This window comes from Asticcacaulis benevestitus DSM 16100 = ATCC BAA-896 (assembly GCF_000376105.1).
In the GTDB taxonomy this organism is placed as follows: Bacteria; Pseudomonadota; Alphaproteobacteria; order Caulobacterales; family Caulobacteraceae; genus Asticcacaulis; species Asticcacaulis benevestitus.
The window spans coordinates 1-16,805 of sequence record NZ_AQWM01000057.1 but is presented as its reverse complement, the minus strand read 5'-3'; the positions used below and the strand labels follow the sequence as shown (position 1 = coordinate 16,805).

Here is a 16,805-nt window from a genome sequence, read left to right as displayed (position 1 = left end):
CGCATTTTGGCCGCCTGTATATCGACAAAAAAGGTAGGCCAGGGCTGCCGACACGGTTGATGGTGGGGCTCCATCTGCTGCAGCACGCCAAGGGCTTGTCCGATGAAGCGGTGTGCGCGGCGTGGCTTGAAAACCCTTACTTTCAGTACTTTTGCGGCGCGACCTACTTCCAGCATAAGCTGCCTTTGGATAGATCATCGATGACCCGCTGGCGCAAACGGGCCGGCACTGAAGATCTTGACAAGATCCTTGCGGAAACCCTGGCGGCAGCGCAGCGTGCCCGGGCTGTCGAGCCCAAGGCCTTTGAGCGCGTGACGGTTGACAGCACAGCGCAAACCAAGGCCGTTGCCCACCCTACGGATAGCGGTCTTTATATGCGGGCCATAGAATGGATGAACCGTTTCGCTGATCGCCATGGCTTGGCTTTACGTCAGTCCTTCATGCGATTGGCCAAGCGCTGCCGGGTCCAGGTGGCACGTCAAATCCATAGCCGTGCCCACAAACAGGCCCTTCGCGNAGTCCGCCGTATGCGCACCTTCACCGGCCGNCTGTTGCGCGACATCGTCCGCAAGATCGGNGANNANCTNCAATTACAGGAAGCCTTCAAGCCTGTTGCCGATCCNATCTTTAAGCTTCTGGCGCAAACGACGAATAGCAAGAAGAAGATCTATGCCCTGCATGCCCCAGAGGTCGAATGCATCGCCAAAGGCAAGGCCAGAACGCGCTATGAGTTTGGCACCAAAGCCTCGTTTGCTGTGATCAACGCCAAATCAAAAAAGGGCAGCGACAGAGTTCAGGGGCAATATGTTGTTGGCGCTCGGGCCTGTCCGAACCTGCCCTATGAGGGTCATACCCTCAAAGATCAGATTAAACGGGTCGAACGCCTTACCGGAACAAAGGTCAAACGTGCCTATGTCGACCAAGGCTATCGTGGCCATGGGGTAACGCAGACAGAGGTTTACATCTCAAGGGCACGAGGGATTACATCGCCGACTATCAAACGCGAACTGAAACGCAGAAGTGCCATCGAGCCTGTCATCGGCCACATGAAATCAGATGGGAAACTCGAGCGGAACTGGCTCGCAGGCGCACATGGCGATGCGGTCAATGTCCTCCTGGTGGCCGCCGGCCATAACATCCGCCTACTCCTGACATGGCTGAAGAGTTTTTGTGCCTTCGTCATGGCCCTGTCCATGGCGGTCACGAAGACAAAAAACTATGCGGACTACAGCCAACTTGCCGCTTGAGTTCAAAAACTGAATTGTTCACGGGCGACGAGATAGGGCCTGATGGTCGTGAGCGCATTGCCCGTCCGCGCCGCCTCAAAAATTTCGGCTGGCGCGGCTTTCTTTTGGGCGAGGGTGGCCTTGAGAGCTTCAAGTGCTACAGAACGGTCGACCAGGCGAGGATTGCGAAATAGATCAGCAAGTGTCCTGGCCACAGAATAAATCGGTACCTGGACGCCCGAGATATCGTGATATTCGATGCCTTGACGCAGGCATGATGAGCTAAAGCGGACCGGCCGGACCGGAGAATAGCTCAGCTTGGACGCCCAGGCGTCGCGCACAATGGCAATCCACACTTTTCGCGGCATTAGTTCACCCTGATGTCTCTCTGCGCGATGTGACGGAAAGGATAGTACGCACATAACGGCTAGAAACGGCAGTGGCCTTTTAAGCGTCTCAAAACTCCGTCACGTTATTGCTACGAGGATCGCATACACGCCTAGCAGTGTGGACACCGCCGTCCCGCGCAACTCGTCTCCATGGCCGCGCCTTGTTTAACGCGACATCAAATTGGGAAGCTGAGCGATTCAACGGCATAAGAGCAAGGTCAGGGGCGGCATCGCGCGTGCATTGCGCAATCCAGTAGCCGTCAGGACCTATTATCCCCGACGACTGGCAAGGCCTGACCTTAGTCCGATTGTACGCACCTGCTCCACGCCGGGCGTGGCTTGGCATCTCTCAATGCGCGAAGGCATGAGTTTAGGATGCACGTGGGCCAGCCAAAAAGCTGTCGACAGCCTGACGCCCAATACCAGGATCATCGGTGAAGAAGCCATCCAGCCCATTACGCAGGTAATGGTGCATTTCCTTGATGGAGCCTTCGACATTGCGGGCGTTGTCGCCCTCAGTGTTTCGGAAGTTCGCAGCGATGAATTGGTTTTCGGGACGGAATTCGTATCCCTGTACCTTCAGGCCTGCCGCGTGAGCGAGGCCGATCATAGGATGTGGTTGGCCAAGGTAGCCCTTGGCGTCGAGGGGAATGAGGGTCCGGATGTCCGGAGAGATAATATCAGCGTATCTAGCAATCTCCTTTAAGCCCTCGGCAGAGGTCATATCTGCGAACGTCATGTTGCCACCGGCCATCATGACGTCGATAGGCTTCTGATCGAGGTCATTGATCAGTTGCATCAATTGGAGGCGCTCATTGCGACCGAGTTTTGCGCGCAGATATTTGAGATTGGCGATTTCAAACGACTGAATAATCAGGGGCGCACGCTGGAGATAGCTATGGCGCGACAGAATGTCGAGAAACCGGTCCTCCAGAGGCAGGCCGATAGAAGCGAAGTAGGTAGAAAATTTCAATTCGGGCACAAGACCGATCAGGCGGCCGCGTGTTACGGATTCGGCGGCGACAAAATCAATCATCTCTTCAAAGCTGACCATCTGAAATTCACCATCGTAAGCGCTATTGGCCTGGCGAACCTTGGGCATGGTTTCCTTGCGTCGTAAGGTCTTGAGCTCGGTAAAAGTCAGGTCGGAGACGAACCAGCCTGTGAGGGTTCTGCCGAGTATATTGAGATCACGTTTGCGATCGGCGAATTCTGGCCGGCTGGCAATGTCGGTGCCACCGCTAAGTTCGCCATCGTGCGTCGCTACAAGGACACCGTCCTTCGACGGCATCAAATCGGGTTCGATATAATCCGCCCCGTCGGCAATCGCCTTGGCATAGGACGCCAAGGTATGCTCCGGTCGCAAGGCGCATGCCCCTCTATGCGCCAGAACGGGGATGTGGCGCGAGGACGTGGCCTGCGCCCTGGCTGGACCCTTTAGGCCGAGCAGCCCTCCGCAGGCAGTGGCCAACGATGCGGTTGATTGTAAGACGGTACGGCGGCTGAGGTCGACCATTGCGGTTCCTTGAGGGCGTGAGGTAATGCGTGAATAGACGTGAAGCCCCCGGTTCCTCCGGAGGCTTCACAGGCAGGGTGTCATCTACCAGGCGTAGCTGGCCGTGAGGGTTATGACGCGGCCCGTCTTGACGTAGGAGCCGTTGCCGCCACCGTCTTGGGTGCCGAGATAGGTTTTTGACTTGCCTGTCGTCTTGTAGAAGCTGACATCGTCAAGCAGGTTTTTCGCCGACAACCCAATATTCATATGGCTAAACCGGTAGTTCAGACCAAAATCGACTGTTTGGTAAGGTTGCAGGTACGTGTCGAGTTTGGTGTCGCGCAGGCTCAGCAATTGCTCGCTGACGTGCTGATAGATCAGGGTCGATGACCAGGCCCCACGATCATAATAGAGGCTGACATTGTATTGCAGTTCCGGGGCGCGCGGTAGCCAGGTCTTGCGGCCATCGGCACTGGTCGCCTCGCTTTTCATAGCCGTAACATTGCCGCCCAGACTGAACCCATTCAAGGTCGTCGTCAGGTTTTCCAAACGGTACTGACCATTGATTTCCACACCGTAGATATTGGCCTTCTGACCATTTTGCGGCTGTGAGTAGATGATGCCGTCAGGACCAGCCTGGTCGGCATAAGGCAGAACCGCACTGCCACCCGTCACGGCGGTATTGTAAATGTAGTTGGTCATGTCCTTGTAAAAGCCATTGACCTCGAACAGGCTACCTGCATCGCCGTAAAACTCTGCAGAGGCATCATAGTTGATGGCTTCCGTGGGTTTCAGATTGGGGTTGCCCTTGCTGATGGCAATGACTTTGCCGGTCACATCGTCGCGTGTGACCGTCTCAGGCGAGGCGAGGGCGCCGAAGGAAGGTCGCTGGAAGGATTTGCGAACCGAGGCCCGGTAGACCCAATCGGAATCCGCGGGGCGCAACGTGGCCAGAACGCTTGGCAAAACATTATCGTAGCTCGTTTCGCTGGACACAAACGTGCCGGAGCGGTCGGGCTGTTTTTGCCAATGGCTTTCACTGAACTTGGTATGTTCATAGCGCAAGCCGGGTACGATCTCGACCTGATCCCATTTCAGCAAGGCCTGAACATAGGTCGCGGCGATTGCTTCTTCAACATTGACGGTTTTTTCGTTGAAGTCAGTCGCGTCGTAAGCGCCCGGATTGCCGACGGTAGCGCCCGAAGCGTCCTTGGCGAACTGACTCGTATATTTGTAAGGCACGATGCCGTTCACAAAAGTGGCGCGGTCATAGATTCTGAAAAGACCGTCATATGCGCCATCAAACGCGCCCCCGACGTTGCGGCCAGGCATGTTAGCGACGGTAGGACCAGCGCCTTCATAATATTCCCGCTTGCGTCCGTCAGGCCCCAGAATGACGAAGTTATCGCCATCGTGCATGAAGGCGTGGTCATACTGGCTGCGCTTGTTCTGGCTGAAGCTGATACCGGCTTTCAGCGTGTCAAAGGCGCCATTTTCCACCTTGTAGGTCAGATTGGCCTTGGCGCCAGTGACGGCGCTGTCCGAATAGCCATCATGTCCCTGGAATTTCCAAAGTCTATCCGTAGACTGGCTATACATGTAGTCGTGGGTGGCCTGCGAGTTGAAGGCGACCGTCGGATGCTCTGGATCGCTCAGTGTGATCACTGCGGCCCCGGTCACGCTTGGCATGCCGTAGAGGCTGCCTTCAACATAGTTCGGGTTGGTGATCTTACCGAAGCTATAATTGACGTCATAGTCCCAGGTCCATTTGTCACGCGTGGTGGCGCCGCCAGCCTGCAGGGTCCAGAGAGAATCCTTTTGATCGCGGATCTGGTAATAGCTCCCCGGCATAACGCCTATACCGGCATAGCGGCCATTGGCGTAGCGCTGAACCAGGCCGGTGAGGACGCTATGCTGAGTGTCGCTGCCTTCGGCTTCATATTGCCCAAGCGAGCCGCGCAGATAGGCGGTTTGGCCCTCAGCACGATAGTCGAGGCTGAAGTTGCCGCCCGACCGCGTCGTCTTATTTTCATAGTAGTCGTACTTGACGTTGCGAGCCGTCAGGCCGCCGGTCAGCTTTGTCCAGTCCGAGATGTCTTTTTCAGATTCCAGGGTTGGAGAATAATCCGCGGCTTCAAGGGCCTCGCCGGCGCTGCTACGCTGGTCATAATAGAGCGCACCGTAAAAGCCGAACTGGCTCGAATTGCCGAATTTGCGAGCCAGTTCATACTGGATATTGCCGCCGGCGTAATCGGCCCCACGATCCTTGGCCAGTTGTGACATGGTTCCGGAGATGGTCAGCTTGTTGAGGCTGGCATTGTAGTCGAAGGCCGAGGGGGTGCGCAGGTCCAAAATGCCGCCGATCGCGGCGCCTTCGTCCTGAGCGCCTGGCGTCTTAATGACCTTCACTGAACTCAGGCCATAGGGCGCTAGCATCTTAAGAGATAGGGCGCGTGTCGATGGGTCAGCCTGAGCAACGGTGACGCCGTTCAGTTGATAAGCGTTGTAGCTGGAGTCGAGGCCACGCAAGGTCAGGTATTCCTTCTCACCTGTGGCGGCCATGCCTTGACCCATATCGCTGTAGGCCGTGACGCCGGGCAGGCGGCTCAAGGTATCCACGACGTTCGCTGAGGGAATGCGGCGCATGTCTTCGCCCGATATCAGGCTGCTTGTGCCGATGTCTTCACGCTTTTCAGCGAGCAATTTTGAGCGCTTCTTACCGGTGATCACCACTTCGTCGATGACTTCGCCGGACGTGGGAGCTGGTGCTTCAGCCGCGTGAGCGGTCGAAAGAGCCATACAGGCACTCATCGTCGAAAGCATAAGGTAAGCATGAAGTTTAAGGGGTGGGCGGAGTTTTACATTCATTGCAGTCACCAAAAGTTACTGGTCAGTCATTCTTGTATAGGAATGCTACCGTTTGAAATAACAAAGCGACATAGTTCTTCATATTCGCACATAGTATTGTGAGAATAATTCAATATTATTTTCTAATTATATGTCGATAATTTTGTATACTGTGTAATAGTATTTCAAATTCTATATTTATATGAATTTTTTTGTTAATTATTGTCGATTTGCGGTTGCGGAGCGCAATGCGCCACGACTGGGTTGCATCTGAAATAGGGGCCTTGAAAATCGGCGGTATAATTCAGGGCCAGGGGATCGGGCACGCCAGCGTAATAGTCCGTGCTGATCAGCTGTGCGCCTGAGGCCAGCGCGGCCCTCATGCGTGAGTCGTCGTGCACGCGGGCCTCTTCTGTATCAGCGTCAGCGCGCGTGCGCACGATGAACCCTTTTTGCACCAGGTCACGGATATGACCCTGCTCATTTACAGGGTCCTGAATATTGAAGATAGCGGCTTCCGGCTCTGATGCATCGTAAAAGCCGAACATGAGACGCCCGCTTAAGGATGGATGCCCTTCACGATACAGGGCCTCGTGGTTTGTGTTGCCATCAAGGACAAACAGGAAGTGGCCCCGCACATGCGCGATGTCCGGCCAGTTCCCCGCCAGCACCGCATCGCGCAGGGTGGGGAACTTTCCACGTACCATGTCTGGGGTAATCACGCGTTCAGAACCTATGACCGCCGCTATGTCCGCATCGAGCTCATTGATCGTAGACGCATCGAAATTCGCATCGTGCGGCAGTTGTCCAAGTGTCTTTGGAAAATCACTGCTGTTAACGAGGATGACGATCGGGTCATGATCAGGGTGTGCCTTCGACCAGCGGTCAAAAATCGCCAAGCATGTACGAAAGGTCAGGCAGTGCGTGTCAGTGTCGAAGTTTGGGAAGTGCAAAACCTTGGCGCCGGGGGCGGCCATCAATGCCTGAATCTCGGGACGTGCCTGATCATAGGGCTTGGCATAAAGTCCACCCGTGGGGTCGGCGCCGACATCCAGCTCGAATTGGCGAAGGCCTAAAGCCAACTGCGCTTCAAGAGGTGGGTGACCATAGGCTAACTCATGCCAATGCTCCTCTGAAAGCTGTCGCATCCTGGCTTCTGTTAGGGGGGAGGGGTAGGGCCTGTAACTATTGTGAGACCCTAAAATCTGCAATTGATTGAGGCGAAGCGTGGTCGGGACCTGAGATAAGGCGGCGTTTGCGCAACCCATGGCAATCGCCAGCAGTGATAGGGTTAGGGCCACCCGGCACCTGAATTCCCGTCTCATAAATGGCCAGAGGATATACATGTTCACATAGACCCATTCTGCGCCGAGTATGTCCCCGGCATGGTGCCAAAATACCGACCTCGCGCGAACGTAACAAAACGCTATCCTGAATATTTTATGACGCGGACCGCCTGAAGTTGCTCTATTGGGACCGCACCGCACTGATGATGGCCTATAAAAGGCTGGAGGCGTATGTGTTCACCTGGCAGGCGATTAAAGCCGGGCTCATGAGCCTCAGTCATCCTCAGTTTGAAGCGTTGTTCTCGGGGCTAGATTGGCGCCGGGTCCGGTCCATGGAAACCCGTGCCCCGGGGACGGTGGAGTAGCCGCGACAAGATGACTCGGCGCGCATTTAAGGCAGGTAGGCGGGAGCCAACCCATCGGTTCTGGCAAAAAAAGCTCCGCAGGTCTTGTGACCCACAGAGCTTTTTTCTTATCAGACTAGAACTTGTACATCAGGGCGAGGCGATAATTGCGACCGAGGAGCGGGCGTGCAATGAAGGTGTTGGCGCCGGCATCGGCCGAAGCCAGTTCACCGGCACGCGGGTTGCCTTCGGTCAGGCCCAGCGAGTTGGTCGCGTTGTCGATATACGCATACAAGGACAGGTCGTCGGTCACATAGTAGCGGGCTGACAGGTTGATGGCGGTATAGTCCGGCAGCTTGACCGAGTTGGCTGTATCTACGAAGCGCTCGCCTTCATACTCAACAGCGGCCTGCAGACGCAGGTGATCATCGAGCAGATTGAAGCCAGGCACCACGCGCAGGCTCGTCTTCGGGACACGGATGAGCTGGTTGCCATCATAGTCTTGCAGGTGGTTGGCGCTGTCCGTATAGGTCAGGCCCTTGTACTGCGGGTCTTCGATGGTCGCCGTAGCGGTCATGTCAAACCAGGTCAGCGGACGCCAGGTGGCTTCCAGTTCCAGGCCGAGGGTCTCGGTATCGGCGAAGGCTGCTTCCGAGGTCGAGACGCCGGTGATCACATCGAACTTGTAATTGCTGAAGGCGACGTTGTGATACTGCGTCCAAAACAGGGTGGCGTAGAGATCGAAGGCGTTGCTGCGGAACTTGTAGCCGGCCTCGCCGAGATCCATGGTCTGGATCGTCGGCTTGGCCGTAGCGTTGGTGATATAGTTGCCCAGGCTCGGCATCCGCGCCGCCGAGGTGTAGCGGGCGAAGAGGCCGGAGCGCTTGTCGAACTGGTAGTTGGCGCCCAGGGTCCAGGTGGTGTGCTCGAATGTCTGGTCATAGGTGGCGAACGTGCCGTTGCCCATCAGGATCTGCGAGGTGTTGAGCGTACCGAGATTGACCGTCTTCTTTTGCTCGACCCGGCCGCGCGCCGTCATGGTTTCCCAGCGCACGCCGCCGTCAATGCGCAGGTCCGGCGTGATCTGCCACTCGTCCGCCAGATAGGCAGCGTACGTGGTCTGTTCACCTGAAGCGTTTTCCCACTCATACCCGTAGCGCCAAACGCCGTTCTCGGTCAGTGCCTTGACCAGGTTGCCGCTGGCGTCGACCGCCACCAGGTTGAGCAGGCGGGCATTGTCCTGCACATCGGTGATATAGCTGGACGAATAGCGGCTGAAGCTCTCATCTATATGGGCGAAATAGGCGCCGAAGGTGACGTCGTGGGTCTGCGAGCCGAGATCAAAGCGGTGCGAGATCTGGTTGTCGCTCATGAATTCCTTGACCGGCATGGTGATGCCACGCAAGCCTGCGACGGTGACGAGGCCGTTGCCGTTCTGGGTCCGGGTGTCATAAGTCTGCGTCGGCGTCGAATTGTAACGCAGTTGCAGGGCCGTGGCTCCGGGCGCGGTGGCGATAAGGGCCTTGTTCTGGTCCAGGAAGCTGGCGGCGCTCAGCAGGGTATTGGGGTACATGCCGTTGCGCTGAGTGGCGGTGTCATTGTAGCGCATGGTCGATTTCAGTTTCCAGCCATCGGCAACTTCGAAATCGAAATGGGCGGTAAGCTGGGTGCGTTTCACCTGGGTGCCGAGCGTATTGTCATAGTGATAGATGCTGCCGTCGCCCATCTTCATATCGGCCATCGAGGTTTCGGGACCGGTCAGGGTGCCGTAATTGCCGTCGAAGCCGGGAACCGCCTTGATGTCGCCGGTTTCATAGGTGCGCATGGGAATGCCGGTATAGAAGACGACCGTATCGTCGAGACGTTTGACGTCGAAGGAAATGTTGCCGCGGTCGAAATCACGGCTAAGCGTGGCGCGGAGCTGGCCGCCCTTGTTGCCGGTGAAGCCCGGATCACGCACGCCGGTTTCATTACGGTAGAAGCCACCGATCGAGGCCTTCCAGTCGCCGATAGGGGCACCGTACCAGAAGTCGGTGCGGAACAGGCCGTCCTGGCCGACCGTGGCCTTGACGAGGCCGGAGGCTACTTCGCCGACCTTGCGTGGGATGAAGTTGACGGCGCCGGCGGGGGCGTTTGAATAGAAGACCGCCGAAGGGCCGCCGCGCACCACTTCGATGCGGTCAATGGTTTCGTCAACTCGGAACACCTGGTCGACATTGAGATAGCCGAGCGCCGGGTCATGCGCCACAGCAATGCCGTCTTCCAGCAGGGTAATTGAGCCGTAACCATCGACCGGCACGCCGCGGGCCCGGACGTTACCTGAGGCTTCACCGCCAGAGGCTTCAACCCAGAAGCCGGGAACCGATTTCAGCGCTTCGGTGACGCTGGTCGGGGCCTGCAGGCGCAGGGCTTCCTCATTGATGTTGGTGACGGAATAGCTGGTTTCCGCCTTGGTACGTTTGCCGGTGCCGGCACGGCCGGTGACGATGATTTCGACGGCCGCATCAGCGTCCGCTGCGGTGGCCTGAGGCGCCGCATTCTGGGCGAAAGCCGCGCCGCCAAGGGCCAAAGCGCCTAAGGACAGCGCGGCCGCCGCCACGGATGCGAGCAAAGTAAATTTGGAGTGAAAAGACATGATTATCCCCTTGCGTGCTAAGTAAAAGCTTTTCCTTTGCTTAAGGCAAAGGCTGCGCAGGCATCATATCTTAAGTATATTTCAGTATTGTGATGATTTAGTTATTTTTTAATTAGTTTGAAATAGATCGGATTCGATATCATTTCAATTTTGCCGTCCTTGTCGCGTATATTCACGCGCACCCAATGGGCACCCTGGCCCTTGGGAGTAACGTGAAAGCTGACTGTGGCGTGGCCGGCATCCACAGGCAGAACCTGCGGCTGGAGTTGCCCATTCAAAATGAGTTCGGCCCGGCTTCCGGCATCAGCTTTAACCTCGACCTCTACTAAAACGTTGCTATTGGCTCGGACCGCCAAAGTTTCGCCCATAACGGCCGATTTTTTTTCCGAAGTCGCTTTCAGGTCCAGGAGGCGATCGGCACCGACGCCCATATCGACAAAGGCGCGGCCCTTTTTCATGCCATCGAGAAGGGCCGCTTGGGAGAGGTTTTCCGCGTAAATCACCGTAGTCGGCAGCCCAACAGGGCTGCGATGATCTGGCGTATCCGGAGCGTCATGATTATCGCTGCCGCCAATGGCGGTGAGGTGGTGGCCCTCATTAAGACGCGCCTGCCAGAAAGGGATGCCATCGGTCGGACCTTCGACGCCATGCTGGGCGAAGACCGAGCCGCCATTGACCACTTCGATGGCGTCAATGTCGCTGTAATCAGTCGGGGCATCCCAGCCGCAGCCCATGCAGGCTTCACCGGTTGGGGCGGTCGGGTGACTAACCGAGATCAGCGCCCCCTTGGCATGGACGATATCCGCCAGGGTTTTGACGTCCGGCAGGGCCTTGGTGCCCAGGCGGAAAGGCACAAACTCAGTCGTGCCGAAGATATTGGCGTGGCCATGGAAGGTGGTGATTTCGCGTGCCGGGATCAGAAGAAGGGTGTCGAAATAGGGCTGCAATTCGCGTTCGGAATCATATTGCGAGGTCGAATTGTGATCGCTGAGGGCGACGAAGTCGAGGCCGCGCGCCTTGGCGGCCTCAAGCGTCAGGAAAGCCGGGCAGGGTACCTTCTGGCCGGCGAGAGACAGGCAGTTGCCGTCGGAATGGGCACTGTGGGAGTGGAAGTCGCCGCGATACCAGCCGGGCTTGTCATTGAGCGGTTTGTCGGTGAAGGCCGAGACCGTGACCTTGTCATTGGCATGGCCAAAGGTGATATCGGCCTCGTAATCCGAAATGGCGTCGGGACGCATATTGGGGACGCCCATCACCAGGTTCCAGGTGCCGGTGATTATGGGACCGGGCAAGTAGGAAGGGGTGGCGTCAGTGGCGGAGAGGGTGAACTCTGACTTGTTACCACCGCTCCAGCCGCGAAAGCCGTTCGGATCGTCAAGGCCGAGGTCGATCGTGCTTTTCTGTTCGCGACCGGTGTAGCGGAAGCTGACGGTGATGCGGGTGACGCCCTCCGGCACCTGGAACGGCAGGTCGATATAGGTCTGGTGTGCCGTGCCGGTTAGGCGGCCTTTCATGACAACATCCGGCGTTGCAAGCGCGGACGTGGCGCACAGGGCGGCAAGGGCGGTGAAGCCCAGTATTTTCAGGGACATAGGGATCTCCAGTTACATTCTAAAGGACAGGGCCGCACGGAAGCTGCGGCCGAATATCGGCCGGGCGGCGAAATAGGTGGCGTCGGCGTCACCGCTGACGATCTGGCCGGCGCGCGGATTGCCTTCGGTCAGCCCTAGGGTCTGGCCGAGATTGTCGCCGGTGAGGATGAAGGTCAGGCGCGGCGTCAGGTCGTAGCGAAAGGCAACGCTCAATGTCGTGTAGGCCGGTAGGCGCGCGGTATTGGCGGCGTCGGCGAAGCGGTCGCCATAATATTCGACGGTGGTCTCGATGCGTCCGCGTCCGTGCGCGAAACCATAGCCGGGTGTCAGCCGGATCATGAGATCCGGTACTCGAAGCAGGCGGTTGCCGCTGAAATCGCGGGCGACCGCCGCGCCATTCACCAGTTCGGTATAGCGCAGATTTTCGAACCGCGGCTGTTGCCAGGTGGCACTAAGGGCCAGATCCGGCCCAGTGCGGTCGCGGCGCGCGCACCAGAGGCCCTCGACCTCCACGCCGACTGTCAAGGTGTCGCCATAGGCGGCGCGTTGGCTATAGGCGTTGGTCGTGGCGTCAAAGACGTTGTCGGTGACGCGATAGGCGGAAAAAGCGGTCGAGAATGCGACGATATGCATATCACTGGCGGGCGTGGCGTGCTTGAAGCCAAACTCGGATAGGGTTACCGGTTCAGTGTGGAGATCGTCGGCCGGCGGCGAGGTCATGTCGGTCAGGTTGGGCAGGTACTGGGTGCGTGTGATGCGGCCATAGATCTGGGTCTGTTCGTCAAGCGGTCGGGTCAAGCCAAGGGAAAGGGTCTGGCCGTCGAACTCACGTGACAGATGAACGAACTGCCCGGTGCCGCCAAGGATCGCATCGTCACTGATATGGAACGCATCAGCCCCCTGAAAGGCCTGGCCTTGTTCAACATCGGCGGCCAGTTTCAGTTGCTCCAACCGGATGCCAATATCAGCGCGCCATTTGCCAAACGTCCATTCATCGGTGCCGTATAATGCGATCGACCGCTCAGTCCCGGAATAGTTGTCAAACTGCGCGCCATAACGCGTGATGCCATCCTGGGTGATGGTGCCAAGCGGGTTGCCCATTGCGTCATAGGCCACAATGTCGAGGCGACGGGCCTGATTTCGTACTTCCAGCAGGGTCGTGGCAGTCAGACGTTGCATCGACATATTCACCTCGGCGACGTAAAAGCCGGCAGTGAAATGATGACCGTCCGCCTGCCCTTCGAGCCGTGTGTCATTGATCAACTCGGTGAGTGGAATGCGCACCGAGGACAGGGTGGCGTCGATGGCCTGTCCGTCGTCGGCGAGGCGCGTACCGTCGGCATAGGACAGCCCGAGCCGAACAGCCTGGGGATAGATGGCTTGCGCCGCCGGCAGGTAGGCTTTCAGCTTTTCACTGGCCGTATTGGGATAGCCGGGGAAAAGGCCATTGCGCCAGGTTGATGATCGCCGCCAGCGCAAGCTTTCATTGAGGGTCAGGCGATCGTTCAGCTCATAGCGCAATTTAACCGTATACTGGTCTAGCCGGACCTCGGTGCCACGCTTGAGATCGAACGGGTAGGTCTGTCCCTTCGCATCGATCATTTTCACAGCGGCGGTATCCGGACCGGCCAGGGTGCCGTAAAGCGCATCGAAACCGGGCACAGGTTTGATCTCGCCGCCAATGGTCAGTTGCAGTGGCACGGGCAGGTAGAAGGCGACACTGTCATCGAGTTGCTTGTAGTCCAGGGAAAGCTTGATGTGTTCCCAGTCGCGCTGGGCGGTCAGCCGCCACTGTCCGCCCCGGTCGGCCGTATAGCCCGTAGGACGCAGGCCATCATCGGCACGGTAAAAGCCGCCGGTTACTACGCGCCAGTCTCCCACGGGGGCGCCGGTCCAGAAATCCATGCGCCTGTAATTACCATCTCCCGCTTGCAGGCGCAGGCGGGTTTCAGGCTGTGACGGCGCTTCGCGCGGGATCAGGTTGATCAGGCCGGCCAGGGCATTGGAGGCAAAGACAGAAGCCGGCCCGCCGCGCACCACCTCGACCGCTTGGAGCGTGTCGTCGATGCGGAAGGACTGGTCGGCATTGAGATAACCGAGGCCGGGATCGTGCTGGACCGGCAGGCCGTCCTCGAATACGGCCAGAGATGAAAAGCCGTCGCGCGGAATGCCACGGGCGCGGATATTGTTGGAGGCCTCACCGCCGGAAGATTCCACCCAGAGACCAGGCACCGCCCTCAGCAGGTCGGCGGCGCTCAAGCTCCCTGACATCTGAATGGTATTGGTGGTCAGGCGCGTTACCGCATAGCTGGAATCGAGCCGCGTGCGTGACAGCGCGCTCATGCGTGCCGTGACGATCACTTCTTCTGGAGCGCTGTCGGCCTGGGCAGCAGGTATGGGTGCCGGGATATGTCGGGCAAGCGTTTTAGCGCGGCGCCGGATCACATAGGCATCGCCGGACCGGACCACTTCATAGTCCTTACCCGCTGCCCACTGCAGGGCGGCCTTGGTCGACATCGCGCCTGAAACCGAATGGCTAATGTGATCCCTGACCTCGGCGCCGACAAAAACGATCTGGACACCGGCCTGATCCGCGACCTGGGACAGGGCGGCGGCCAGTGGACGGGCGGGGACATTGAACGTGGGATCCGCCTCGGCATGGGCAGGCGGTGCCGGTAGGGTGGCCGACGCAAACAGCAGGCACAGGACAAGGGATATGCTCCCCGTCCCGGCTTTCAGCCTATTCAGCCTGAACCCACTCTGCGCCACTTAAGTCCGCCCGTGCCGTGTTCGTAAGAACACTCTAAGCCATCAGTAACGCGGTCTGATGACGGGGCCGCCAGTTGTCACAAACTCTTCACGCTACACGGGGTAAGGGCCAACAAAGCTAGAAGGTGGCGTGACCCTTTTGCGAAATTTCTATGACATTGTCGCGGGTCTGGACCTTTACCGGGTAGGCGAGACTAAGCGCCTGGGCGAAGCTTTCGGAGGCGCCGACGCGGTAGACCCCACTGACCGGCATGTCAGCGATCCCCGGCGTGGCGATGACCAGTTGGGTGCGGGTATAGCGGTTCATGTCGGCGACGGCGTCACGTAAAGGGGTTTCGTTGAACCAGACGCGGCCGCGGCGCCAATTGGTCACCCGGTCGATTTCGGCCACGCTGCGCTGGCGCACGAGGCCATGTTCGTCGAGCGTCACCGCCTGGTCGGCGGTCAGGACAGCCGCGCCGGCCGGATTGGTGGCGGCATGGGCGCCGGCGAGGACACGGCCTTCCTCAACATCGACCCGGACGAAATCGGCGTCCCGCCTGACATTGAAATGCGTGCCGGTAACGCGGACCTCGCTGGCGCCGCTGACGACGATAAACGGCGCTCCCCCCAACTTGGCGATGTCGAAATAGGCCTCGCCGCGTTCCAGAACCACGCGACGCTGGCCACCATCGATCCGAACGGACATCCGGCTGTCGGTGTTCAGCGTGACCTGGCTGCCGTCAGCTAGCTGCACTAGGCGCTGTTCGCCGATACGGGTCATATAAGCCTGGGGCGACAGGAACAGGCCCAGTGCGACCGCGGCGATGGTCGCGCAGGCGGCCAAGCCCGCACCTATCGTCTTTATGCCATCTGTGCGCAGCCAGAACGGTGCGCGATAGGGTTTGCGCAACTCGGCCATGATGCCCGCATCGGCGCGCAGCATGTCGAGCGCCTCCCAGGTTTCGGTGATCGCCGCTTCGTCTTCGCCGGCCGGCGCTGTCATGTTCTTTGAACGGATAAGGCGGATGGCGGCGTCTTCGTAACGCTTCTGCTTGTCCTTGTCCGTCATGTTCTTTTCGGCCATCCGGCCTCCTCCAGGGTAATGCGGCACGCGGCAAGTGCGCGGCTCAGGTGACGTTCGACGGTGCGCAGGGGTACGCCCAGTTCCTGGGCGACCTCAGGCAGGCTCATGCCGTCGAGGCGGTGCAGCAGCAGGATGCGACGCTGGACCTGCGGAAGCTTGTCCATCGCCTGGCGGACGCGGCTGAGGTTTTGCCGCCAGTGCAGGGTGTCAAAAGCCGAGGGCGTTTCAGCGGCAACGTGGTCTTCCAGCTCGACATGCGCGTCGTGATAACGCACGCGGCGTCGGCGGAACTGGTCACGAACGATGGAATCGGCGGTCTTGAAGACGTAGGCGGCGGAAAGCTGGGCGTCCGGATCTGCACTGAGGATGCGCGTCAGGCGACTATAAACCTCCTGCCGGGCGTCGGCGATATCGTCCTGCGCCAACCGGCGGGCCAGGTAGCGCCACAGCCTTCGGTCATAGGCTTCGATCACCACCGCCAGGGCACGCGTGGTCGCGGCGTTGGCACGGCCCTCGGTGAGGCGGCCTGGCAGATGGATAATGTTTTCCGGTTCAGGCATTGAAGGGGCTTCAAACTCTTGGCACGATTAATATGGCGCTAACGGATAAACGCAGTCCGGCCTAGAGCCCGCCACGTGAATTTTTTATGGCGCTGGCGGGATTGTCAAAATCCTTCGTTTGTTAGTGTAGGCCGCTGACCATGGAGTCTACGATGTCGATTTGAATGTTCGGGGCAATCCTGTGGTCGAGATATTGAACCGTCTGTCCAGCTCATCGACCGTGAACAATTCGATTTTCAAGTTCAAGCGGCAAGTTGGCGATAGCCTGCGGGATTTGTTGTCTGGGTGACCGCCATTGCCAGCGCCATGATGAAGGCACAAAAACGATCGTGTCCCGGTACGTGGTGTAACTGAGCGCCTGGCTTCAGTGTTTTCCGAACAGGTCCGGGTTTGTCGTCAGTTGGCCACTGCTGGCATGCTGAGTAGTGGATCATCGCTCACTTGGGCGATGGTTTCAAGGGTGATATAGCGTCCGCGTTGAACCGCCCATTCATCGTTTTGTTCGAGCAGGATTGCGCCGACCAGTCTGATGATGGCGTCATCGTTGGGGAAGATGCCCACGACGTCGCATCGGCGTTTAATTTCACCGTTGAGCC

The 16,805-nt window shown here is 58.3% G+C and carries 12 protein-coding genes; 2 read left to right on the top strand and 10 right to left on the bottom strand.

Annotated features, from left to right (window positions below):
* Positions 1-59: 59 nt before the first annotated feature.
* Positions 60-1,247: an IS5 family transposase gene (locus B060_RS25655; RefSeq protein ID WP_051081141.1), complete on the top strand. Its 1,188-nt coding sequence runs from the start codon at positions 60-62 to the stop codon at positions 1,245-1,247.
* 2 nt (positions 1,248-1,249) lie between these two features.
* On the opposite strand, the gene B060_RS25650 is transcribed toward B060_RS25655, so the two are convergent.
* The 4 genes from B060_RS25650 to B060_RS25640 form a co-directional block, all read right to left on the bottom strand.
* Positions 1,250-1,567, bottom strand: a complete 318-nt coding sequence (locus tag B060_RS25650) for a type IV toxin-antitoxin system AbiEi family antitoxin domain-containing protein (RefSeq protein ID WP_155847870.1) — start codon at positions 1,565-1,567, stop codon at positions 1,250-1,252.
* Between the two features lie 418 nt (positions 1,568-1,985).
* On the bottom strand, positions 1,986-3,131 hold the full coding sequence (locus tag B060_RS25645; RefSeq protein WP_051081140.1) for a glycerophosphodiester phosphodiesterase family protein: 1,146 nt from the start codon (positions 3,129-3,131) through the stop codon (positions 1,986-1,988).
* An 84-nt stretch (positions 3,132-3,215) separates the two neighbouring features.
* Positions 3,216-5,909 carry a TonB-dependent receptor gene (locus B060_RS0122340; RefSeq protein ID WP_157405701.1) on the bottom strand — a complete coding sequence of 898 codons (2,694 nt, stop codon included), beginning with the start codon at positions 5,907-5,909 and terminating at the stop codon, positions 3,216-3,218.
* 263 nt (positions 5,910-6,172) lie between these two features.
* Entirely contained in the window at positions 6,173-7,225 is a 1,053-nt protein-coding gene (locus B060_RS25640; protein ID WP_081607000.1) for a Ca2+-dependent phosphoinositide-specific phospholipase C, read from the bottom strand.
* A 167-nt stretch (positions 7,226-7,392) separates the two neighbouring features.
* Here B060_RS25640 and tnpB point away from each other — a divergent pair, with 167 nt between their 5' ends.
* On the top strand, positions 7,393-7,608 hold the full coding sequence (tnpB, locus tag B060_RS28575) for an IS66 family insertion sequence element accessory protein TnpB (RefSeq protein ID WP_425304007.1): 216 nt from the start codon (positions 7,393-7,395) through the stop codon (positions 7,606-7,608).
* A 115-nt stretch (positions 7,609-7,723) separates the two neighbouring features.
* On the opposite strand, the gene B060_RS0122325 is transcribed toward tnpB, so the two are convergent.
* The 6 genes from B060_RS0122325 to B060_RS0122300 form a co-directional block, all read right to left on the bottom strand.
* Positions 7,724-10,222, bottom strand: a complete 2,499-nt coding sequence (locus B060_RS0122325) for a TonB-dependent receptor (RefSeq protein ID WP_018084030.1) — start codon at positions 10,220-10,222, stop codon at positions 7,724-7,726.
* A 101-nt stretch (positions 10,223-10,323) separates the two neighbouring features.
* Complete coding sequence (locus B060_RS0122320) at positions 10,324-11,814, bottom strand: CehA/McbA family metallohydrolase (protein WP_018084029.1); 1,491 nt, start codon at positions 11,812-11,814, stop codon at positions 10,324-10,326.
* A gap of 12 nt (positions 11,815-11,826) precedes the next feature.
* Positions 11,827-14,583, bottom strand: a complete 2,757-nt coding sequence (locus tag B060_RS0122315) for a TonB-dependent receptor (RefSeq protein ID WP_018084028.1) — start codon at positions 14,581-14,583, stop codon at positions 11,827-11,829.
* A 118-nt stretch (positions 14,584-14,701) separates the two neighbouring features.
* Complete coding sequence (locus tag B060_RS25630; protein ID WP_018084027.1) at positions 14,702-15,649, bottom strand: FecR family protein; 948 nt, start codon at positions 15,647-15,649, stop codon at positions 14,702-14,704.
* On the bottom strand, positions 15,631-16,209 hold the full coding sequence (locus tag B060_RS25625; RefSeq protein ID WP_018084026.1) for an RNA polymerase sigma factor: 579 nt from the start codon (positions 16,207-16,209) through the stop codon (positions 15,631-15,633). Before B060_RS25625 ends, B060_RS25630 begins: the two co-directional genes overlap by 19 nt.
* 396 nt (positions 16,210-16,605) lie before the next feature.
* On the bottom strand, positions 16,606-16,805 hold a 200-nt coding region (locus tag B060_RS0122300), incomplete at its 5' end, for a transposase (protein ID WP_018084025.1).

Coding starts and splice junctions, on each gene's coding strand:
- B060_RS0122325 (WP_018084030.1), bottom strand. CDS start 10,222: ATGTCTTTTCACTCCAAATTTACTTTGCTCGCATCCGTGGCGGCGGCC.
- B060_RS0122320 (WP_018084029.1), bottom strand. CDS start 11,814: ATGTCCCTGAAAATACTGGGCTTCACCGCCCTTGCCGCCCTGTGCGCC.
- B060_RS25630 (WP_018084027.1), bottom strand. CDS start 15,649: ATGGCCGAAAAGAACATGACGGACAAGGACAAGCAGAAGCGTTACGAA.
- B060_RS0122340 (WP_157405701.1), bottom strand. CDS start 5,909: ATGGCTCTTTCGACCGCTCACGCGGCTGAAGCACCAGCTCCCACGTCC.
- B060_RS25625 (WP_018084026.1), bottom strand. CDS start 16,209: ATGCCTGAACCGGAAAACATTATCCATCTGCCAGGCCGCCTCACCGAG.
- B060_RS25640 (WP_081607000.1), bottom strand. CDS start 7,225: ATGGGTTGCGCAAACGCCGCCTTATCTCAGGTCCCGACCACGCTTCGC.
- B060_RS25645 (WP_051081140.1), bottom strand. CDS start 3,131: ATGGTCGACCTCAGCCGCCGTACCGTCTTACAATCAACCGCATCGTTG.